Source organism: Thalassospira sp. NFXS8 (assembly GCF_040148805.1).
Lineage (GTDB): Bacteria > Pseudomonadota > Alphaproteobacteria > Rhodospirillales > Thalassospiraceae > Thalassospira.
In genome coordinates this window covers 1411086-1431886 of sequence record NZ_JAGEMF010000002.1, presented here as the reverse complement: position 1 = coordinate 1431886, position 20801 = coordinate 1411086, and the positions used below count along the sequence as shown (strand labels likewise).

Genomic DNA, 20801 nt, shown 5'->3' with positions numbered 1-20801 from the left:
CTTTTGGTATTGATTAGTACCATTTGCTGCAATATGGTACTGCTCAGTACCCCGGTCAAGAATTAAATTGATCAAAAATGGAATGGCACCTTGTCCGAAAACAAAAAAATCGATCCGCGTACCGAGAAACGGCGCGAAGCAATCGTTGAAGCCGCACGTGAACTTTTTTGCGAACACGGTCTGGCTGGCACAACACTGGAAATGATCACAGCTGAAGCCGGAGGCTCCAGACGAACGATCTATGAATTGTTTGGCAACAAGGACGGCGTGTTTGAAGCGGTGATTCGCAATTGCACAGGCCGCGTCACCAAAATTATGCGCGACCTGCCAATTTCGCAGCAGCCCCTGCGCGAAACGCTGATAATATTTGGTGAAACCCTGATGACGGTTTTAACCCAGTCCGACACGCTGCGTTATATGCGCATGTTTCTGGCCGAAGTTCCGCGCTTCCCCCATCTGGGCAGGGTATTTTATGAAACCGGCCTGATGACCGGTCGTCGCCTGATGTCGAACTATTTTGAGCAGCAAATGCAACAAGGCACCTTTCCCAAAGGCAACCCGGAACTGGCCGCAAGCTTTCTGATCAGCCTGATCAAGGCCGATTACGATATTCGGCAAATGGCGTTCATTGGCTGGGAACCGCGCGTGCCCGATTTAAAACAGCATGTGACAATTGCTGTCGATATGTTCCTGGCCGGTTACGGGTTGGGCGCACCGATTGACCCGGGCACTGCCCCATCCTCGCTTTTAAGCCCCCATGACGCAAACTTATCGCAAAACTGACCCGGCAAAATCAGGGGCGAAATTATATTGGCGATAACACCGGAACCACCAAATTCCAAAGCGTTACGCCCCTGGATACCGGGCACGTAAATGGCCAGGGCAATTTAACGTATATGGCGACGAAAAGAACTTGCGAGGGAAGTTAAGGCAGCCTATTTGATTTTGCGTTCGCATCCTGTATGTTGCGTTCTCCCGACGCGGCCAGGGCGCTCCCTCGCGCGCCGGATGAAGTTTGACCCACCTTGTCAAATGGCAGCCGCGCTGATACCTGGCAGCGGCCAGAAAGGGAGTATTCTATGAGCAAGATTCAAGTTAAGAACCCGGTCGTCGAGCTTGACGGCGACGAAATGACCCGGATCATCTGGGATTTCATTAAAAACAAACTGATCCTGCCCTATCTTGATATTGATCTGAAATATTACGATCTGTCGGTTCAGAAACGTGATGAAACCAACGACCAGATCACCATTGATGCCGCAAATGCCATCAAGGAACATCGCGTTGGTGTTAAATGCGCCACCATCACCCCTGATGAACAGCGCGTTGAAGAATTCGGCCTGAAAAAAATGTGGAAGTCGCCGAACGGCACCATCCGCAACATCATTGGCGGTACCGTTTTCCGCCAGCCGATCATTTGCTCGAACGTGCCGCGCCTGGTTCCGGGGTGGACCCAGCCGATCGTTATTGGCCGTCATGCTTTTGGTGACCAGTATCGTGCGACCGACTTCAAAGTGCCGGGTGCCGGTAAACTGACCATCAAGTTCCAGCCTGCTGATGGCGGCGAAGCCATTGAACATGAAGTGTTTGATTTCCCGTCTTCGGGCGTTGCGATGTCGATGTACAACCTTGATGACAGCATCAAGGGCTTTGCACGTGCCAGCCTGAATTACGGCCTTAACCTTGGCTGGCCGGTTTACCTGTCAACCAAGAACACCATCATGAAAGCCTATGATGGCCGTTTCAAAGACCTGTTCCAGGAAGTTTTCGACGAAGAATTCGCCGACAAGTTCAAGGCTGCCGGCATTACCTATGAACACCGCCTGATCGACGACATGGTCGCCTGTGCGATGAAATGGAATGGCGGTTTCGTCTGGGCTTGTAAAAACTACGACGGCGACGTTCAGTCCGACACCGTGGCACAGGGCTTTGGCTCGCTGGGTCTGATGACCTCTGTTTTGATGACCCCGGATGGGCAGACCGTCGAAGCAGAAGCTGCACATGGCACCGTGACCCGCCACTATCGCCAGCACCAGCAGGGCAAAGAAACCTCGACCAACCCGATTGCGTCGATCTTTGCCTGGTCGCAGGGCCTTAAATATCGTGGTGAGTTTGATGGTACCCCGGAAGTCGTCAAATTTGCCGAAACCCTGGAAAAAGTCTGCGTCGACACCGTCGAAGCCGGCTTCATGACCAAGGATCTGGCATTGCTGATCGGTCCGAACCAGAAATGGCTGACCACCACCCAGTTCCTCGATAAACTGGATGAAGGTTTGAAAGCTGCGATGGGCCTGTAATTGCCCGGCAGTTTTGCCCAACTGATAAACTCCGCCAGATTAATTTCTGGCGGGGTTTTGTTTTACAATGCAGGCTTTTCTTCAGATGGCCTCAATGCTCGCTGCCCCAATGTTCAGGGTTGGGCCGTAGAACGAATAATAATTTCGCCAACATCGACATCATCGGGTTGTTCAATGGCAAAGGCCATGGCGCGCGCCACCGCATCGGGTGACATACCAAAATCTTTTCCCGCCTGCGTTGCGCTATCACGCAAGGCCATATCGGGAATATGGCTGGCAAAGGCGGTTTGGGTCATACCCGGTGAAATAATGGTAACGCGAAAATCCTTACCCGCTTCTTGCCGCACCCCTTCGGACAGGGCGCGCACGGCAAATTTGGTGGCCGAATAAACCGATTGCACAGCAACAGTTTTATGCGCTGCCGTTGACGCCGTATTAATAACATGGCCCGATTTCTGACGCCGAAATATCGGTAAAACCGCTGCAATACCGTAAAGCACCCCTTTCAGATTAATATCGACCATTGCATCCCAATCATCGACTTTCAGATGATCCAGTGGTGAAATCGGCATCACACCGGCATTATTGATTAAAACGTCAACCCGGCCAAAAGATGTCAGGGCCAGATCCACCAGCGAAGCCACCTGTTTTGCATCGCGCACATCCACCGTCTGACACAGGCTGTTGCCGCCCGCAGCCGTAATTTCATGGTTAAGCTGGTCCAGTCGGCCCTGCCCGCGGGCGCCCAAAACAAGCTTCGCACCGCGTTGCGCCAGCAAGCGTGCGGTTGCCGCCCCGATACCGCTGCTTGCCCCGGTTAAAACAATAACTTTTCCTTCAATCCCCGATAACATGGCAGTTCCTTTCACGGCCGATTTCATATTTGCAAAGGGAACAGCACATATTGCTGATCACGATCAGATGATCTATGCATCAGCATCCAGTTTTTTATATTGATCGTCTAAAATATCGTGGATCCTTTATCGCAAATATTCGCCCTGTTCGAGGTTCGGTCCGTCGCCACTGCCCGTTTCGAGGCCGGGGGCGACTGGGCATTACAATTTCCAGCCAAGCCATATTTGAAATTCAACGCTGTTTTGCGCGGCAGTTGCTGGATCACAATCCCTGACGCACCCCCAATAAAACTGCGTTGCGGCGATACCTTTTTAATGACAGATGCACCGCAATTTGTGCTTTCAAGCGCGCCAGATCTAACCGCGCAGGAAGCAGCCCCGGTATTGTTACAGGAACCGCCCAATATTTTGCGCTTTGGCGGGGATGAAACAGTTTTGATCGGCGGCGGTTTTATTTTTGCCGATAGCGACACACAATTTCTGCGGCATATTCTGCCTGCGTTTATGCATATTCCCGCACAGCAGGAAATGGCGGAAATATCGCGTACCACGTTGGGGATGCTGGACCAGGAACTAAGTCTGCAGCCGGGCCAGATGGGGGCGTCGGTTATGACGCGACGGCTGGCCGATATTTTACTGGTGCAAGGGTTACGGGCCTATAGCAAACAACAGGCTGGTGCAAAAATAGCGGGCTGGATTGGCGCGCTGGCTGATCGCCATATTGGCAAGGTGCTGTTTCAAATTCATAACGACATTGCCCGTCAATGGACATTAGGCGATATGGCAAACATTGCAGGCATGTCACGGTCCGGATTTGCCTTGCGGTTCAAAACATTGGTGGGGGAAGCCCCGCTGGCATATATTGGCATGTGGCGCATGCAGGTTGCACGTACCGAGCTGCGCAATCCACAAACACCCGTTATCGATATCGCCACCCGGCTTGGCTATGGATCGGAAAGTGCATTTGGCAATGCGTTCAAACGCGCATTTGGCACGTCGCCCCGGCGATACTGGCAGGAATACCGGCAAAACGGCCCCACATTTAGCACCAGCAACGCCAATCTTTTGTCGCCCGGACGTTAAAATACATTCCGCCAAGGCTGATAACTATCAGCACAGCGCAGACAAATATGCTTGCCCTCTAATCCATCCGGCCCGATCAAAAAAAACCCCGCCAGATTACGTCTGGCGGGGTATTAGTTTGCACGTGTCCCAACGAGCGGCAGGGCTCAGAAACGACAGAATCACACGTTTCGAGCCGTCAGGTGCCGCTGGTCCCGGTCGTGCTTCCCGTGACACCGTTTACGCCTTGCGGCGCGACAATGGCGGGGCATTTCCCGTCATTGCATAATTTCGTTGCTGGCTCATTCGCCACCAGGTCATTTTTATGCCCGGTTTTTTGCGGCGGTGTTTGCCAACCGTCCCTGATAAACTTGCGTTCCTGTTCCAAACCAATGTCCGACCCGGCCGGTGCGCCAAAAACGTGCCATATGACATGGGGCAGTTCCCCCGCCATGCCTGGAATATCCCGAATACCGGGCGGCAAATCGCCTAACGCGTTTGCGCCCTGATCATTGTATCGGGACCCGGCATGCCCGCTTGCCACCGTGTCACTTTTCGGCAATGAACCATTGTCTGGCGCACCAACCGTGTCGTCCCCATTGGGAGACGGGCCACATGCAGTATCGAAAGAAGCACCTGCATCCGACCTTTCCGTACTGCCCGCACATGTCCCGGCCCCCGCCAGAATATGAAGCGCGCAAATTTCCTTGTGCCTTGCCGTTCCCGCCGTCTGCGTGGCGATTGGCCAAAAGCCATCACGCGCCGTATGGGCCGACAAGGGCGTTACCGCCAAAACAATCGTTGCAACGCAGCTAACTGTGCCTTGCAATAACCATTCAAGCAGCGCCATCTGTCCCTGGGCCATCCGCTTTCTCCCGATGCGAAACCCTGATTTTGTCTGCTCTTGAGGGAACAACGTTCACGTTGCCCTAATTCTTCCAAAAACTTTTTAAAAAATATGCGGAATAAAAATTCGACCCGGTACGTTGTCCCATTAACCGACTTATATGGATGCCATGCAGACAGATAGGTTCGACCCGGCACTGCGTGACGAAATGTCCCGCCTGTTGCCTCGCATACTTCGTTTTGCCCGGTCCCTGACCCGCGATGCTGCAACCGCAGAAGACCTGGTGCAAAACGCCTATATGAAGGCCGTTGAAAGCCTTGCGCAATTCGCACCCGGCACCCGGCTGGATAGCTGGATGTTTAAAATTGTGCAAAACACGTGGATAGATGAAAAACGGCGCGCACAACGGGCGGGAAACGTTATTTCGCTTCAGGATGCGCGCGAGGCAGGAATGCCGGCTCAGGGCCACGGGGGAAATGATCGCGTATTTTTGCGCGCAGCCCTGGCGACCCTGCCAGCAGATCAGCGATCGGCGCTGACGCTGGTACTGATTGAAGGGTATAGCTACCGCGAAGCTGCCGAGATATTGAAAGTGCCCGATGGCACCGTGATGAGCCGCGTCGCCCGCGCCCGCCGTGCGCTGGTTGATTTACATGACGCCGATCACGCTGTGCCACCGCGCGATATAAAACGGGGGACTCCATGACAACAACCCTTACGCCAAACGACGATTTGCTAATATCGGCCTGGCTTGACGACGAATTGGACCCGCCTGCCCGGCTTGAACTGGAACAACGTCTGGACACAGACAAAGCCCTGCGCGAGCGCCTGGAAATTATGGCGCTTCAGGCTGATATTCTGGAAAACCCGGCCGACGACACGGTACCGTTGCAACTTCAAAACCGCATCAATACCATCCTCGACACTGCCTTTGGTATGCAGGCATCATCGGCCGATATATCAGCGCGCCCGGGCAGCAATGTGACACCGGAAAAACACGATACCGATCTGCGCGACATCACGATGCTTTCGGCACCCGAAATGCAGAACGACGAGACGGATGACGTGAACAATAACGACGCGACACCGCAATCGCTGGTGCGACGCGAAAATGGGCAATTGGCACGTTTCATCGCGCATCCCCAATCCGGTCAGTCACATAAAGTTGGCCGGCAAATAGCAACCAGACCGAACGTAAATTATGGTAAAACACGGAACACTGGCGCAAAAACACCACGCTGGTGGGCTGGTGCCGGCATTGCTGCCGCCATTGCCGTGGCATTTGTTGCAGGCGGCTGGTATGGGCGCACAACATCGCCGATTGACCCGGTAATTGCAGCCAATAACAGCGATACCAAGGTGGATAATGCCGGGCTGGATATGCTGATTAATGAAACGCTGGAAACCACGCAAAGCGGACAAATCAAATATGCCGCACTTGCCACCAATTCGGAAAAAATCGGCAAGACCACCATCGAGCCACTGCGTACCTTTCAGCTTCAGGGCCGATTTTGCCGCGAATATCGCGCCGACATTGATTTGGGTCAGGATAAACCGATTACCTTTTTTGGCCGCGCATGCCGCGACCCCAAGGAAGGCTGGCAAACAGTATATCGCCTGTTCCCCGGCTCGTCCGTGGATTTAGGGCCTGAGCCCTTGGCCGCACACCAAAACCTGTAATGCAAATCGCATTTCAGACAAACAGCCATAAAAATAACGGGCGCAGATTTAAATCTGCGCCCGTTATTTCATTTAAGGCATATTTTCCGCAAAGGTGCTTAAACCAGTGCGTGGGTTCAACCTGTTGCTTTGGCCCGCACAAACCGGCCTTTTTGAAAATCTTCAAAAGCCTGCATCAGTTCTTGCCGGGTATTCATCACAAACGGGCCATGCCGGGCGACCGGTTCATTGATCGGGGCAGCCGCAATCAGCAACATCCGCCCGCCTTTGGCGCCACCCTTTAACAAAACCGAGTTGCCGTCTTTTAAAACTGCCAAATGATGGGTGGCAACCGCACGACCGGCAACTTCGGCATCACCGATAAACACATAAACAAACGCGGCATGACCATCTGGCACTGGCAACGTAACCTCTGCACCTGGCGCCAGTTTCACATCCATAAAGACAGGCCTGGTGGCAATGCCCGAAACCGGGCCGGTTTTGCCAAATGCCTTGCCTGCGACCAGGCGAATATCAACGCCCCGATCCGGGCTGATTTCCACAACCTGGTCGGCTTCAAGGTTTTGATAACGCGGACGGCGCATTTTGTCTTTGGCAGGCAAATTAATCCACAGCTGAAAGCCCTGCAAAAGGCCGTCTTCCTGCTCAGGTGTTTCGGAATGGATAATCCCGCTGCCTGCTGTCATCCATTGTACCCCGCCCGAACGCAAGACACCTTCGGACCCAATACTGTCATTATGGCGCATCGCCCCTTCGACCATATAGGTTACGGTTTCAAAACCGCGATGCGGGTGTTCGGGGAAACCGGCGATATAATCATCGGCCTTATCGCTGGAAATGGAATCAAGCATCAGAAACGGGTCAAGCATATCAAGGGCGGGCGACCCGACCGAGCGTTTCAGGCGCACACCGGCCCCGTCAGATGTATCCATCGCCCGGATAATACGGGCAACCTTGCGACGTTCAAGGGTATCAGTCATTTTTCATTCTCCGTGTCCGGGACCGGCACCAATGGCATCATCGGTGCGGTCAATTGGCACTGTTTTCTGCCCTTAAAATCGGCCTGATCGGCACAATTAACAAGGCCCGATGCAGCACCGGATTGTTTCCCGTTGCGAACAATAACAACCTGGCTGCAGCAAAATGCATCGAAAGACCGGAAACACAGCAGGCTGCCCGGTATTTCCAAGGGGCAGCCTGCGACAAAATATAAAAACGTAGGGTTATATTCGTATCAAACCCGTTCTAGCTTGCCAGTTTGGCAGCAAGTTCAGCAACATGTTTGCCTTGGAAACGTGCAATTTCAAGTTCGTTTTCCGAAGGCTGGCGCGAACCATCGGCACCGGCCAGGGTTGTTGCACCATACGGGGAACCGCCGGTAATTTCGTCCATATTGGTCAGGCCAGAACAGCTATATGGCACACCGACAATGACCATGCCGTGATGCAAAAGTGTGGTGTGGGTTGAGGTAATGGTCGTTTCCTGCCCCCCATGCTGAGTGCCGGTGGAGGCGAAGACGGAACCGATTTTGCCAACCAGCTTGCCCTGCGCCCAAAGGCCGCCGGTCTGGTCAAGGAAAGCCCGCATCTGGCTGCACATATTGCCAAAACGGGTAGGTACACCAAAAATAATCGCGTCATAATCGGCCAGTTCGGCAACGGTTGCCACCGGCGCATCCTGATCAAGTTTGGCACCTGCCCCCTTGGCAACGTCTTCGGGCATGGTTTCAGGCACCCGTTTGACATCAACCGTGGTGCCAGCCACACCGCCAGCCCCTTCGGCAATGGCCTTTGCCATTGTTTCGATATGCCCGTACATCGAATAATACAGCACCAATACTTTTGCCATTCCACGACTCCTGTTTAAAGGTTGCGACCAGTTTCTGATCATGTCGCAGGTATGATGGGCTGTTTGACGACCAACAAAAAGAGCGTGATTGGAAACAGTGTATTTCGCTACAAAATAGCGAAAGGGCCGGAACATTTCTGTCCCGGCCCTTTGGTTTTAATACCAATTTCCTGCGTGCCGGCAAAAAGTTTATTCCGGGGTCGCCGCCAGATAATCTACCACCTGATCGGGGAAGTCGGTGAAAACACCGTCGATCCCGGCATCATCAAATACCGCAGTCATGACAATGCGAAAGTCCCCGGCCCATGCCGGCAACTGATCGGCGCGCAGGGTATAAACATGTACGGGCAAATGGCGGCGCTGGGCAGCAACAAGGGTGGGTGTCATCACCGCATGGCCATCCTCGCTTAAGCCCGATATCACCTGGTCAAGCGAGGGGCCAATGGCATCCACCACCTTGGCCATTTCGCCAACACCCTCGTCGGTTTTCAGGAAATCGAAATCAACATTCGGGGCAATTTTCCAGCTATTTTCACCCAAAAGCTGAACCATACGGCCCTGATATTTAAGCTCGTTGCGAATACGTTTGGTTTCGTTCCAGTCAAAACACTGGATATATCCATTGGATTCGCGCGTGCCGTAGCCCCATTTTTCCATCACCTTGATCACGGCTTTGGAAATATCCTGCCCTTCGGAGCGGTGCCACGCCGGGTCTTTAATCTCGGCATAAACGCCAATATCGCGATCAGTGGACTTGTTTAAACCCTGGATCAGTTTGATTTCTTCTTCAAAGGTCGGAATTTTGAAAATGCCGTATTCCAGGGGAAAACGCGCGCCATAAACCTGCTTGCCGGTTTTGGCATCAACCCGTTCATGCACATTAAGGGTTTTCAATTCGGCCAGAGTAAAATCAATCGCATAAAACCGGCCATCCTTGCGGTGCCGTTTGGGGTATTTTTTGGCGACATCGGTGGTGGTATCAAGGTAAATATCGTGCATCACCACCGGCACACCGTCCTTGGACATCACCACATCCTGTTCGATGAAATCCGGGTCCATGCCATAGGCCAATGCCACCGCCGGCAAGGTATGCTCCGGCAAATACCCCGACGCGCCACGATGCGCGATCACAACATGATCATCGGTTATGGCCTGTGCCCTGGCCCCCGACACGGGCAACAGGGCCGCACAAAATAGTCCGGCTGCCAGCGCCATTACCTTAAACATCTGCAACTCCTTAATCCCGAAACGATTTTGCGCGATACTGACGCGCCCAAGCGGCAGGATCAAGGCAGTTCGATGGCATTGTTCACTGTTTATGGTATGGCACCTTCCGGCTCAGGCCATTATGCCCGGTTGTCGGGACAACGAAATGAACAGCAATTACCGGACAAAACGGCGCATTTGCCCGATAATCTGTGCGTTCCTCTGTTACACCAGCAATTTTGCGGCAATTTCGCTCAGAAAATCGGGTAAAACCTTATAACAATAGGGGGCATACAACCGTTCCAGGCGCTGATGATATTCCCGTCCCCACGGGCCAATATTAACCACCGGATATTCCAGCGCATCGGCCACCGGACGATCGACCAGCTCGCCCACAGGGGTGCTTTCGGCAAGAGCTTTCGATTCGTCACTTTCTGGACACTTTCCGAAAAACGACATATCGGAAATACCGCCAAAATAGCCCCGATCAATGATTTTGGTATCATGGCGGGCTTCAATCACCTGCCGGGCTTCGTGAATGGCATCGATAAATTCGCGATCGAGCGACCGGGTGGTATCAAGATGTACGGCAGGGTAATGCAGGCTGGCATTACCGATTACAATTGCCGGAGCCGAAAGGCGAGCCTCCGCCATTGCGGCTTGCACCAGCATGCGCGAACGCAAAAGTGGATTATTGCTATAACGATATTCTTCTTCCACCGCGCCAATACGGGCAAGGGCCGCATCGCCGCCCACATCGCGGGCCATTTCAATTAAGCGCGCATAGGAAACAACTGCCAACGGGCGATAGGCCATCGGGCCGGGTTCACCATTGGCCTGTGCATGGATTTTTGCCCGTTCAAACAGCCGGGTCAGCGCCCGGTTGGCGGCACCCTCAACAATCTCGCCAAACTCGGTCAAAACGTCGGTGGATGTTCTGCCTTGTATCAGCCAGTTAAACGCCATCCATACATGTTCAGGCGTGGTGACTTCGTAATTTTCACGCAAATCACGGCATTCAAGGCATACCGGCGGCGGGGCCATAACATTGCGGGCCATGTCGGAAAGATCGGTATTTCCCTCAATCATCTGCATAATTTCGGCACTGATAACATGGGCACTAATGCCATCAAACGGGTATCCCACATGGGTGGGCTGGCCAACAATCATGGCAAAGGGCATTATTTTACCGATGGAGCCGTGAAAAATCGCCCGGCCAATGTCGCCGTTTTCATAGTCGCTGCTGGCATCCAGATTAATACCGCCGACAATATCAATCCCCCAGCGGCGCACGAGTTCAGGCAGCGCATTGCGCAGGCTGCGCATCCCGCAGCTATTGCGTTCTTCATCCGGGGTTAAAAACAACACCACATTGCCGGTGCGATCTGCCTGTTGCGAAAAATGCTCTAAAAAGGCAATCCCGGCGGCATCGCCACTTTTCATGTCCAGCAAGCCACGACCGGGAATAAAATCGCCGCTTTGCAAATCTTTTAACGCCAGTTTTTCCTTGGCCGTCAGATCGTTACGCGCCGATAAATCCTTGATCAGGGCCGTGCAAAGTTCATCTGGTGAAAAGGCGAGGTCTTGCAAGTCGTGGTAATTTTCAATCGACACCACATCAAAATGGCCTGCCATCGCCAAGGTTTTGCGCCCCTGCCCGCGTACCAGCGCCACCACATTTTTCGCCATCGCCGTGCCATTGGCCACAAGGTGACTGTCAATCACCGCAATATCGTCAGGGTTTTCCTGAAAATAGGGAATTTCGCGCAGCAGCCCAACCAGCCTGTCAGCAAAATCGGCCTCGTCCTTGCTGCCAGTCACACTGGGCCAGCGGGTCAGGCGTTCGGCAATTTCGCGGGTGCGGGCTTCGGGGGCCCAAGGGGAAAATATGGTCGTCATGGCGGTGCGCTGCCCTGATTTGTTGGTATTGGTTAAGTCAAATTACCCTGTCATCAGATCAATAAAAACGTCAATTTTGTGCAATTTCAGGATACAAACTGCGTAAATCAGCTGATAAATTGCCGAAAACAGCAACGGACCCCAAAAATGGACGATCTGGACCGCCGCCTGATTGCCGAATTGCGCATCAATGCCCGCGCCTCTGTGCCCAAACTGGCCGACCTTTTGGGCGTGGCACCGGGCACGGTAAAAGCACGCATGACCCGACTGGAAGAAACCGGCGTCATTGCCGGTTACACCGTGCGATTGCGCGAAGATGCCAGCGACGGCACCATTCGCGGGGTAATGATGATGGAACTCTCAGGCCGTAACGTGAAGGCCCTGGTGGCAACATTGCGCAAAACCCTTGGCTTTCGCGCCCTTCACACCACCAATGGCGAATGGGATTTGATTGCCGAGGTTGAAGTAGGCAGCCTGCCGGAATTTAACCGCATCGTTACCCATATCCGCAGCATGGACGGCATTGCCAAAACCGAAACCTATTTGTTTTTGGGGCCTGCGTGATTTCTTAGCACGGCAAAACACGGATCAAACTGGTTTACGACGCACAAATTTCTGTTCCAGAACTTCACGCCCCCATTGCGTCCCCGGCCATTCGTCTTCCAGCACAAAACCAAAAGATTCATAAAGCCTCCGTGCCGCATCCAAACCACGGAATGTCCACAGACGGGTATTTTCAAACCCGGTATCATCACAAAACCGAAGTGCTGTTTGCAACAATTGCCGCCCGGCCCCTCTGCCGCGCAGGGCATCGTCCATCATGAACCAGCGAAGATGGGCGGTATTGTCGCCTAAATCCGCGCCATCAATGGCAATCGACCCTGCGATACGCCCCCCTTCCATCGCAGCCCAAATCTGGTTACATGGCATATCAAGCCTTCCGAAAAACTCTGCCAGCCCCGATGCAACCCTGGCCTCGAAAAAGGCACCGAAACCCTCGGTTCGGGCATAAAAACGCCCGTGCATTTCCGTCACCTTGCCAATCAGACCGGGCTGATAACCGGGCATGATTTGGATGTCGCTTGCATCGACTTCCTTACCATTTTGTCGGTTAGCAGCAAGGCCTTCGGCATAGGCAACCAACCCCTTCCGCACGGTTTCATGGGCCTGTTTGGGCAAATGTGAAAGGGCTGCGTAAACCTGATTGCGACCATAATGATTGATACGGCTTAACGTTTCACGTCCCTGATCGGTCAGGTGCAAAACCTTTGCCCTTCCATCCCCGGAATGGGCTTCTTCCGTTAATTCACCCGCCCGGATCAGCTTTTGAACCAGTCGGCTGATGCTCGATTTATCAAGCCCCAATATGACCGCAAGATCAGAAGCCTGTAACGCACCATGACGGCCAATTTCGATCAGACTGTGAACGGCAGACGGTGACAAATCGGTTTGGGCAAGGGTTGGTTTCATAAAGCCAAGCTCGCGTACCATCCGGCGCGACGCATCACGAATGGGGTCAATTATTGCGTCGGATATTTCTGCCATCTCGCCCTCATATGGTTGCACAATGCAACTATATGAGCAAACAACTTATCTGGCAAAATAATTCGCGCCGTCCGTTTAAGACCACATGGTAAAAACGCCGCCCTCTCGCCGGGCATGACAGGTCTATTTGGGGAAAGACGGCTGAAAACCTGAAAACAGCATGAACGCCCTAGCGGTTCAACTCGCCTGTCATCCGGTCCAGCCCCTCAAGGGTTAGCGGATACATCCGCCCTTCCATCATCTTATGCAAAATCTGGATCGAGGGGGTGTAATGCCACCATTTTTCCGGTTGCGGATTGATCCAGGCGGCATGTTGAAAATGATCGAGCAAACGCTGCATCCAGACCTGCCCGGCCTCGGCATTCCAATGTTCGACCGAGCCACCGGGATAGGTGATTTCATAGGGGCTCATGGTGGCGTCACCGACGAAAACCAGTTTGTAATCGCTGGAATAGGTATTGATCACATCAAGGGTGGACACCTGCTCGCTCCGGCGGCGGGCATTGTCTTTCCACAGCCCTTCATAGGGGCAGTTGTGGAAATAATAATATTCCAGATGTTTGAACTCGGTTTTGACCGCCGAAAACAGTTCTTCACACACGCGGATATAATCATCCATCGAACCGCCGATATCAAACAGCATCAACACCTTAACCGCATTGTGCCGTTCGGGCCGCATTTGCACATCGAGCCAGCCCTGCCGGGCGGTTGAACGGATGGTGCCCGCCAAATCCAGCTCGTCGGCCGCCCCGGTGCGTGCCCATTTACGGAGTTTGCGCAAGGCAACCTTGATGTTGCGGGTGCCAATTTCAACGCTGTCATCCAGGTTTTTAAATTCGCGCTTGTCCCACACCTTAACCGCACGGCGATGGCGCGATTTATCCTGACCAATGCGCACCCCTTCGGGATTATAGCCATAGGCCCCAAAGGGCGATGTACCCGCCGTGCCGATCCATTTGTTGCCGCCCTGATGGCGCTTTTGCTGTTCTTCGAGGCGCTGCTTTAAGGTCTCCATCAGTTTGTCCCAGCCGCCCAGCGACTGGATTTGCGCCTTTTCTTCGTCGCTTAAATATTTCTCTGCCAGCTTGCGCAACCAATCCTCGGGGATTTCCGCCGAAATTTCGTCCCCCGCATCCGCCAGACTGGCTAGCCCCTTAAAATGCGCGCCAAAAACCTGATCAAACTTATCAAGGTTGCGTTCATCCTTCACCAGCGACGCCCGGGAAAGATAATAAAAGTCCTCCACCGAATATCCGGCAACACCCTTCTCCACCGCCTCAAGCAGCGTCAGATATTCCCGCAAACTGACCGGGACGCGGGCCTCTTTGAGCTTGTAGAAAAAGCCGGTGAACATCGTATACTCACCCCAATCAAAAGTTATCCAACAACAGGAGGGCAGTCATGATCGAACTGGCGGAAAGCCTTGCGTCAGAAATTCGAGCAAGACACAAAGACTCACCCGAGAAAATCTCCAAAATTCATGCCTTACTGGGTGACATAATACCTCAGATAGATGCAAACATTCACTTCTTTAGCAGAAATCACAACTTTCATTTAGCCATTTCATTGATCGTTCTTCTAGATATGTCATGGCAAGTTCTCAGAAAAAACCGTAACGGCGTACAAAAAGATGATGAGTGGATAGAAAATTTTGTCCCAAATTCACCTCCTGAATTCGAGGAATATGTAGACAAAATCCTGTATCGTGAAGATAGAGCGATATTTGAAAATGCGAAGTTTGTGTATGAACTCCATACAGCTATTCGGCACCCTAACGATGAGTTAGCACAACTTCTTGAGAAATACCCTGGGCTATTCCATGATCCGTGGCCTGAAGAGCGTTCACGTAAGCTGTTACAAGCCGCCGAAAATATGCGCGAGATCTTTCAAATTATTCTTGAAAATTTAGATAATTCCTCGCCTTGGAGATCACCACAGCAATCTGTGTGACTTCAACGATTTTTCGTCGGTCTATAAGAATAGCAGCATTTGAGTTCACAGCCCTGCTTGGCGTACGGGCACTTGACCAGCACAACCAATCGGTATTTAATGTTCATTAAATTATACACAATAACTTTAATGTCAAATTTAATGAACACAATAAAGAACCATGAAACGCAAAAGAAGCTATTCACGCGCCACGCATCACGCGCTGTCTATTTTGGGCAGCATGATCCGCATTGGCCGCACCGAACGCAACATGACAGCGCAGGAATTGGCAGATCGCGCAGGCATTAGCCGCACCACCTTGCACAATATTGAAAAAGGTGCGCCGGGCCCCGAAATCGGCACGGTATTTGAGGTCGCCAGCCTTGTTGGCGTGCCACTATTTGATGCCGATAACCGGGTTTTGGCCCTGCAAGATGCCCGACTGCGTGAAAAACTGACACTTATGCCAAAAGCAGTGCGCCCGGTGACACAGGAGGTCGATGATGACTTCTGATGTAAGCGATGCCAGCGAAGCCTATGTCTGGATATGGTTGCCCGGCGAAACGGAGCCCGTGGTTGCCGGTCGCATAACACAAGACGGAGAGCGATTGGTTTTCACCTATGGGGCAAGTTATCGCAGCCGACAAAACGCCATCGCAATTTACGAACCGGAACTGCCACTTCGCCAGGGAACAATCGCACCCTTAGCTGGCCTTTCAATGGCAGGCAGCCTGCGCGATGCTTCGCCCGATGCCTGGGGAAGACGGGTGATCATGAACCAATTGACACGTCAAAAACCAGATGCGAGCCATATCGCACATTTCAGCGAACTGACCTTTTTATTGCAATCAGGTTCCGACCGGATCGGTGCACTGGATTTTCAAACATCTGCAACGCACTACCAGCCCAGACTGGCCGCAGAAGCAACACTGGATGACTTACAGGCCGCAGCAGACCATATCGAAAAAGGCCTGCCCCTCCCCCCGACACTGGACCAGGCGATAAATCATGGCACATCGATTGGCGGCGCCCGCCCCAAAGCCCTGATCGAGGATGTAGAGCGAAAATTTGTTGCCAAATTTTCAGCCAGTTCAGACCTTTATAGCGTCGTAAAAGCCGAGTTCATCGCCATGCGCCTGGCCAAACATTGCGCGTTGAATGTTGCGCCTGTCACCCTGACGCGGGCAGCTAACAAAGATGTTTTACTGATTGAACGATTTGATCGCGTAAAAAGCCAGCAAGGCTGGACACGACGCGCAATGGTTTCCGCCCTTACGCTGCTGGGCCTTGATGAAATGATGGCACGATATACCTCCTATGAGGATTTGGCTGAAATCATCCGTCATCGTTTTGCAGCACCCAAAGAAACCCTCAAAGAGCTTTATGGCCGGATAAGTTTTAACATCCTGTGCGGCAATACGGACGATCATGCCCGCAACCACGCGGCCTTTTGGGACGGCAATATGCTGCACCTAACCCCGGCCTATGACATTTGCCCACAGGGGCGCACTGGTAACGAGGCCACACAGGCCATGTTGATCAAAAATGACAACCGGGCCAGCACGCTGGCAAGCTGCCTTGCCGCCGCGCCCGACTATCACCTGCGCAAAGATGAAGCCGCATCCATCCTTGAAAGGCAGATAACCACCATCGCCGCGCAATGGGACGCTATTTGTCAAACAGCCCAACTGTCGCCGGTTGATCGCACCCTGTTTGCCGGGCGGCAATTTTTGAACCCCTATTGCCTTGAGGGCCTTGATCATCGTCATAAAGGCCTGAAGGATGCGTTCTTACAGGCTCGCGCCAAAATCATGGTCTAAAAACCAGACTTTAGCGCCGCCGTCCTGTTTTCTTAACGTCCTTCGCGCCGCGCCATGAAGGCCAGGCGTTCAAACAGATGCACATCCTGTTCGTTTTTCAAAAGGGCACCATGAAGTGGTGGCACCGAAGATTTGGCGTCTTTGGCGCGCAAAGCTTCAGGCGGGAGGTCTTCGGCCATGAAAAGTTTTAGCCAGTCGAGCAATTCGGAGGTTGAGGGCTTTTTCTTAAGTCCGGCGACATCGCGCATGTCGTAAAACAGGTTCAGGGCCTCGCTGACCAGCCGTTTTTGAATATTGGGGAAATGCACATCGACGATTTGCGCCATCGTTTCGGCATCGGGAAAGCGGATATAATGGAAGAAACAGCGCCGTAAAAAGGCGTCGGGCAGTTCCTTTTCATTGTTCGAGGTAATAATCACAATCGGCCGGTTGGTGGCTGTGACCATCTTTTGCGTTTCGTAAACGTAAAATTCCATCCGGTCGAGTTCCTGAAGCAAATCGTTGGGGAACTCGATATCGGCCTTGTCAATTTCATCGATCAGCAGAACCGGGGCTTCATCGGCTTCGAACGCTTCCCACAATTTGCCTTTAACAATGTAATTGGCAATGTCATGCACCCGTTCATCCCCCAACTGGCTATCGCGCAGGCGGGAAACGGCATCATATTCATACAGGCCCTGCTGGGCGCGGGTGGTGGATTTGATCGACCATGTGATCAGCTTTTTGCCCAGCGATTTGGCGATTTCCTCGGCCAGTACGGTTTTGCCCGTGCCCGGTTCACCCTTGACCAAAAGCGGTCGCTGCAAGGTGATTGCGGCATTGACCGCAACCATCAGATCCTCGGTCGCAACGTAATTTTCCGTGCCCTGAAACTTCATATCGTTCTGCCCTGCAACATAAGTTGACGTTTACGTTAACCTACGCTGCTGACAAGCATTGAGCAAGGGCTGTGGCAACAACTTACCAACCATGTTTCGGCATGGTTGGTATCATCACCAATATGCGCCACTCACGGCGTAAAGATCATTTGATCGCGCAAACGCTGGGCAATGAAGTCTACACACAGCCGTACCTTGGCGGCAACATGGCGCCGATGGGGGAAAACCGCGTGAATAGGCGATGCCGGAAGGGCGATATCGGGCAGCACTATTTCAAGTTTACCAGCTTCAATATCCTCGATCACATCCCAGATCGATTTAATCACCAGCCCCGCCCCTTGCACAGCCCAGTCATGGGCAATTTCACCATCGTTACACGATAGCTTGCTGGCAACACGCACGACCTGCCCGTCGGCAAAATGCCAGTGATCATCGGCGGCAGTGCCAAGCAAAATGGCGTCATGCCCTGCCAGATCGGCAAGGGTTTTGGGCCGCCCCCGGTCGCGTAAATACCCCGGCGCACCGACAATCACCCGATAATTAGGCGCGATCTGGCGGGCGATCAGGGCAGAATCCTGAAGCGCACCAAAACGAATGGCAAGGTCATACCCCGCATCAACAATGTTTACCACTGCATCGCTGGCATCAAAATGCACATGCAAATCGGGATGTTGCACCTGAAACGCACGCAAAATGGGGGCCAACCGTTTGCGCCCGAAAGCCACGGTTGCCGTTATGCGCAACCGGCCACGAACCGTATGGCTGCCTTGTGCTGCCTCGGTTTCGGCATCGGCAAGGTCTGCCAGAATTTGCACACAACGGCGATAAAACCGCTCTCCCTCGTCGGTCAGGGCAAGTGTGCGGGTGGTCCGGTTAAGCAAACGCACCCCCAGCCGGCCTTCAAGCCGGGCGAGCCTGCGGCTGACAACAGGCAATGTCATGTTCAACGACCGCGCAGCCGCCGACAGACTGCCATTCTCAACCACACGCACAAAAATCGTCATATCGTGCAGGTTATCAGCCACGTGTTATTCTTTCATTTTTTGCAATAAACTCTGTTTGAATTTAAGCATTCTTTCGCATGGCAGACAAATATAGAATATCGCCATACAGTCAAACACATGACCAGCACACAGGTGTCGCCATGCAAAACCTTGAAAACAAAAACGTCCTGATTATCGGCGGAAGTTCCGGTATTGGTCTGGCAAGCGCAAAAACAGCCCTTGCCGCCGGTGCCAATGTGACTATTGCGTCGCGCAGCAAAACCAAACTGGAAGCCGCCCGATCCGACTTGCAAAAAGACTTAAATACGCAGCAGTCCCTTGGGATTGCCGTACTTGATACGGGTGACAACGATGCCGTTATCAGCTTTTTTGCCGCCAACGCCCCATGGGATCATATTGTAATTTCAGCGGCGCAAACGCCGGGTGGGCCCGTGCGTGAACTGGCCCTTGAAGATGCCAAAACCGCCATGGAAAGTAAATTCTGGGGGGCTTACCGTGTGGCACGCGCCGCCCGCTTTGCCCCGGCTGCCAGTTTAACTTTTGTTTCGGGTTTTCTGGCCGAACGACCATCGCCCAAGTCTGTTTTACAAGGGGCGATTAATGCAGCACTTGAGGGCTTAACCCGGGGGTTGGCGTTGGAACTCGCCCCGATCCGGGTTAATGCAGTGTCACCTGGCATGATTATAACCCCACTTTGGGACCGGGTTGGCACGCGCGAGGAGCGTGATGCGATATTTGCCAAAACAGCAGAAAGCCTGCCGGTACAGCGGGTGGGTGAGCCAGGGGATATTGCCAATGCCATTCATTATTTAATGATTACGCCTTTCGCCACCGGATCAACGGTCCGGGTGGATGGCGGCGGCGTCATCGCCTGATACGTCCCCAATCAGGCAGGAGCCTTGCCCGGCACCCCAAGGTTAATGACCAGGCGTTCAGCCCCATGCCCGAAACAGCCCTTGCCTGAGCCAATTTAAAAATTATGTTGATACAATGCCTTACCCCGTAAAGGACCACGATATGAAAATTGACCTGACAGGAAAAACCGCCCTTGTTACCGGATCAACCGAAGGTATTGGCTTTGCCATTGCTGCGGGGCTGATCAGCGCGGGTGCCGAAGTTATCGTTAATGGCCGCAAGGATGACAAAACGGCCAAAGCCGTTGAAAAGCTGAAAGCGCAATTCCCTGATGCCACCATTCACGGTGTTGCTGCCGATCTGGAAACAGCCGAAGGATGTGACAAGCTGGTTAAAGCCGTGCCGCATGTGGATGTGCTGGTAAACAATGTGGGTATTTTCGGCCCGCAGGACTTTTTTGAAACACCAGATAGCGACTGGCAGAAATTTATGGATGTTAATGTCATGTCCGGTGTCCGTCTGTCGCGGGCCTATTTGCCGGGCATGGAAAAAAAGGGTTGGGGACGGGTCTTGTTCCTGTCATCTGAATCCGGCCTTAATATCCCCGCGGACATGATCCATTACGGGGTTACCAAAACAGCCTATCTGTCGCTATCACGTGGCCTTGCCAAGCGCATGGCTGGCACAGGGGTCACCGTTAACGCCATCCTGCCCGGACCGACCCTGTCGGAAGGGGTGGTTACGATGCTGGCTGACGATGTGAAAAAGACCGGCAAGCCGGTTGAAGACGTCGCCGCCGATTTTGTTATGTCGGCCCGCCCGACATCGATCATCCAGCGCGCCGCCACGGTCGAGGAAGTTGCGAACCTGGTGGTGTATGTGGCATCGCCGCTATCATCGGCAACAACGGGTGCTGCCTTGCGGGTTGATGGCGGTGTGGTCGATACCATCGCCTGATCTGCCTTATCCGAGCTGACAATACGCAGGATCAAAGCCAAATATTCACCCCCGTTCCAGCCCGAAAGCCGGAACGGGGGTGATTTGTTAGCCAGGAAGACGGGCGTGAGGGAACGCGGG

At 53.1% G+C, this 20801-nt stretch carries 21 protein-coding genes; 11 read left to right on the top strand and 10 right to left on the bottom strand.

All coding sequences use genetic code 11. From position 1 onward, the window contains the following. Positions 1-90 precede the first annotated feature (90 nt). Together J4E05_RS15625 and J4E05_RS15620 are read left to right on the top strand one after the other, a co-directional pair. A complete protein-coding gene (locus J4E05_RS15625; protein WP_349597263.1) occupies positions 91-783 on the top strand; it encodes a TetR/AcrR family transcriptional regulator in 693 nt (230 codons plus the stop codon). A 296-nt stretch (positions 784-1079) separates the two neighbouring features. Beyond that, positions 1080-2297, top strand: a complete 1218-nt coding sequence (locus tag J4E05_RS15620; protein WP_085594703.1) for an NADP-dependent isocitrate dehydrogenase — start codon at positions 1080-1082, stop codon at positions 2295-2297. 113 nt (positions 2298-2410) lie between these two features. Here the strand turns inward: J4E05_RS15620 and J4E05_RS15615 are convergent, their stop codons facing one another. Continuing rightward, entirely contained in the window at positions 2411-3166 is a 756-nt protein-coding gene (locus J4E05_RS15615; protein WP_503012341.1) for an SDR family oxidoreductase, read from the bottom strand. Positions 3167-3268: 102 nt separating this feature from the next. Between J4E05_RS15615 and J4E05_RS15610 the strand changes: the two genes are divergently transcribed. After that, entirely contained in the window at positions 3269-4234 is a 966-nt protein-coding gene (locus J4E05_RS15610; RefSeq protein ID WP_349597260.1) for an AraC family transcriptional regulator, read from the top strand. Between the two features lie 178 nt (positions 4235-4412). On the opposite strand, the gene J4E05_RS15605 is transcribed toward J4E05_RS15610, so the two are convergent. Then, positions 4413-5078 (bottom strand): hypothetical protein, encoded by a 666-nt coding sequence (locus J4E05_RS15605; protein WP_085594709.1) that lies wholly within the window; start codon positions 5076-5078, stop codon positions 4413-4415. 151 nt (positions 5079-5229) lie between these two features. Here J4E05_RS15605 and J4E05_RS15600 point away from each other — a divergent pair, with 151 nt between their 5' ends. Both J4E05_RS15600 and J4E05_RS15595 read left to right on the top strand, forming a co-directional pair. Continuing rightward, a complete protein-coding gene (locus J4E05_RS15600; RefSeq protein ID WP_349597258.1) occupies positions 5230-5766 on the top strand; it encodes an RNA polymerase sigma factor in 537 nt (178 codons plus the stop codon). Next, on the top strand, positions 5763-6740 hold the full coding sequence (locus J4E05_RS15595) for a hypothetical protein (protein ID WP_349597255.1): 978 nt from the start codon (positions 5763-5765) through the stop codon (positions 6738-6740). Before J4E05_RS15600 ends, J4E05_RS15595 begins: the two co-directional genes overlap by 4 nt. Before the next feature lie 116 nt (positions 6741-6856). Here the strand turns inward: J4E05_RS15595 and J4E05_RS15590 are convergent, their stop codons facing one another. From J4E05_RS15590 to J4E05_RS15575, 4 genes are all read right to left on the bottom strand, one after another. Continuing rightward, entirely contained in the window at positions 6857-7720 is an 864-nt protein-coding gene (locus tag J4E05_RS15590; protein ID WP_349597252.1) for a pirin family protein, read from the bottom strand. 265 nt (positions 7721-7985) lie between these two features. Beyond that, positions 7986-8588: an NAD(P)H:quinone oxidoreductase gene (gene wrbA / locus J4E05_RS15585; protein WP_085594717.1), complete on the bottom strand. Its 603-nt coding sequence runs from the start codon at positions 8586-8588 to the stop codon at positions 7986-7988. A gap of 189 nt (positions 8589-8777) precedes the next feature. Beyond that, positions 8778-9815, bottom strand: coding sequence for a glycerophosphodiester phosphodiesterase (gene glpQ / locus J4E05_RS15580; RefSeq protein ID WP_349597249.1), 1038 nt, complete (start codon positions 9813-9815; stop codon positions 8778-8780). A 204-nt stretch (positions 9816-10019) separates the two neighbouring features. After that, positions 10020-11693: a M20/M25/M40 family metallo-hydrolase gene (locus tag J4E05_RS15575; RefSeq protein WP_349597246.1), complete on the bottom strand. Its 1674-nt coding sequence runs from the start codon at positions 11691-11693 to the stop codon at positions 10020-10022. A gap of 147 nt (positions 11694-11840) precedes the next feature. On the opposite strand from J4E05_RS15575, the gene J4E05_RS15570 reads away from it, so the two are divergent. Continuing rightward, positions 11841-12257: an Lrp/AsnC family transcriptional regulator gene (locus J4E05_RS15570; RefSeq protein WP_085594722.1), complete on the top strand. Its 417-nt coding sequence runs from the start codon at positions 11841-11843 to the stop codon at positions 12255-12257. Between the two features lie 24 nt (positions 12258-12281). Here the strand turns inward: J4E05_RS15570 and J4E05_RS15565 are convergent, their stop codons facing one another. Both J4E05_RS15565 and J4E05_RS15560 read right to left on the bottom strand, forming a co-directional pair. Further along, a complete protein-coding gene (locus tag J4E05_RS15565) occupies positions 12282-13238 on the bottom strand; it encodes a helix-turn-helix domain-containing GNAT family N-acetyltransferase (RefSeq protein WP_349597241.1) in 957 nt (318 codons plus the stop codon). A gap of 169 nt (positions 13239-13407) precedes the next feature. Beyond that, positions 13408-14592 carry a vWA domain-containing protein gene (locus tag J4E05_RS15560; RefSeq protein ID WP_349597239.1) on the bottom strand — a complete coding sequence of 395 codons (1185 nt, stop codon included), beginning with the start codon at positions 14590-14592 and terminating at the stop codon, positions 13408-13410. A gap of 47 nt (positions 14593-14639) precedes the next feature. Between J4E05_RS15560 and J4E05_RS15555 the strand changes: the two genes are divergently transcribed. The 3 genes from J4E05_RS15555 (at position 14640) to J4E05_RS15545 (ending at position 16987) form a co-directional block, all read left to right on the top strand. Further along, on the top strand, positions 14640-15188 hold the full coding sequence (locus J4E05_RS15555; protein WP_349597236.1) for a hypothetical protein: 549 nt from the start codon (positions 14640-14642) through the stop codon (positions 15186-15188). A gap of 160 nt (positions 15189-15348) precedes the next feature. Continuing rightward, positions 15349-15681: a helix-turn-helix transcriptional regulator gene (locus tag J4E05_RS15550; RefSeq protein ID WP_349597233.1), complete on the top strand. Its 333-nt coding sequence runs from the start codon at positions 15349-15351 to the stop codon at positions 15679-15681. Continuing rightward, positions 15668-16987, top strand: coding sequence for a type II toxin-antitoxin system HipA family toxin (locus J4E05_RS15545; protein ID WP_349597230.1), 1320 nt, complete (start codon positions 15668-15670; stop codon positions 16985-16987). Before J4E05_RS15550 ends, J4E05_RS15545 begins: the two co-directional genes overlap by 14 nt. 32 nt (positions 16988-17019) lie before the next feature. Here the strand turns inward: J4E05_RS15545 and J4E05_RS15540 are convergent, their stop codons facing one another. Together J4E05_RS15540 and J4E05_RS15535 are read right to left on the bottom strand one after the other, a co-directional pair. Beyond that, on the bottom strand, positions 17020-17865 hold the full coding sequence (locus tag J4E05_RS15540) for an AAA family ATPase (protein WP_349597227.1): 846 nt from the start codon (positions 17863-17865) through the stop codon (positions 17020-17022). 131 nt (positions 17866-17996) lie between these two features. Then, the gene (locus tag J4E05_RS15535) at positions 17997-18890 is read right to left on the bottom strand and encodes a LysR family transcriptional regulator (protein ID WP_349597225.1); all 894 of its coding nucleotides are present in this window, start codon (positions 18888-18890) and stop codon (positions 17997-17999) included. A 119-nt stretch (positions 18891-19009) separates the two neighbouring features. Here J4E05_RS15535 and J4E05_RS15530 point away from each other — a divergent pair, with 119 nt between their 5' ends. Next, positions 19010-19744, top strand: a complete 735-nt coding sequence (locus tag J4E05_RS15530) for an SDR family oxidoreductase (protein WP_349597223.1) — start codon at positions 19010-19012, stop codon at positions 19742-19744. Positions 19745-19886: 142 nt separating this feature from the next. Continuing rightward, positions 19887-20681, top strand: a complete 795-nt coding sequence (locus J4E05_RS15525) for an SDR family NAD(P)-dependent oxidoreductase (protein ID WP_349597220.1) — start codon at positions 19887-19889, stop codon at positions 20679-20681. Positions 20682-20801: the final 120 nt, after the last annotated feature.

Coding starts and splice junctions, on each gene's coding strand:
- J4E05_RS15620 (WP_085594703.1), top strand. CDS start 1,080: ATGAGCAAGATTCAAGTTAAGAACCCGGTCGTCGAGCTTGACGGCGAC.
- J4E05_RS15605 (WP_085594709.1), bottom strand. CDS start 5,078: ATGGCCCAGGGACAGATGGCGCTGCTTGAATGGTTATTGCAAGGCACA.
- J4E05_RS15600 (WP_349597258.1), top strand. CDS start 5,230: ATGCAGACAGATAGGTTCGACCCGGCACTGCGTGACGAAATGTCCCGC.
- J4E05_RS15595 (WP_349597255.1), top strand. CDS start 5,763: ATGACAACAACCCTTACGCCAAACGACGATTTGCTAATATCGGCCTGG.
- J4E05_RS15590 (WP_349597252.1), bottom strand. CDS start 7,720: ATGACTGATACCCTTGAACGTCGCAAGGTTGCCCGTATTATCCGGGCG.
- wrbA (WP_085594717.1), bottom strand. CDS start 8,588: ATGGCAAAAGTATTGGTGCTGTATTATTCGATGTACGGGCATATCGAA.
- glpQ (WP_349597249.1), bottom strand. CDS start 9,815: ATGTTTAAGGTAATGGCGCTGGCAGCCGGACTATTTTGTGCGGCCCTG.
- J4E05_RS15575 (WP_349597246.1), bottom strand. CDS start 11,693: ATGACGACCATATTTTCCCCTTGGGCCCCCGAAGCCCGCACCCGCGAA.
- J4E05_RS15570 (WP_085594722.1), top strand. CDS start 11,841: ATGGACGATCTGGACCGCCGCCTGATTGCCGAATTGCGCATCAATGCC.
- J4E05_RS15565 (WP_349597241.1), bottom strand. CDS start 13,238: ATGGCAGAAATATCCGACGCAATAATTGACCCCATTCGTGATGCGTCG.
- J4E05_RS15560 (WP_349597239.1), bottom strand. CDS start 14,592: ATGTTCACCGGCTTTTTCTACAAGCTCAAAGAGGCCCGCGTCCCGGTC.
- J4E05_RS15555 (WP_349597236.1), top strand. CDS start 14,640: ATGATCGAACTGGCGGAAAGCCTTGCGTCAGAAATTCGAGCAAGACAC.
- J4E05_RS15550 (WP_349597233.1), top strand. CDS start 15,349: ATGAAACGCAAAAGAAGCTATTCACGCGCCACGCATCACGCGCTGTCT.
- J4E05_RS15545 (WP_349597230.1), top strand. CDS start 15,668: ATGATGACTTCTGATGTAAGCGATGCCAGCGAAGCCTATGTCTGGATA.
- J4E05_RS15540 (WP_349597227.1), bottom strand. CDS start 17,865: ATGAAGTTTCAGGGCACGGAAAATTACGTTGCGACCGAGGATCTGATG.
- J4E05_RS15530 (WP_349597223.1), top strand. CDS start 19,010: ATGCAAAACCTTGAAAACAAAAACGTCCTGATTATCGGCGGAAGTTCC.
- J4E05_RS15525 (WP_349597220.1), top strand. CDS start 19,887: ATGAAAATTGACCTGACAGGAAAAACCGCCCTTGTTACCGGATCAACC.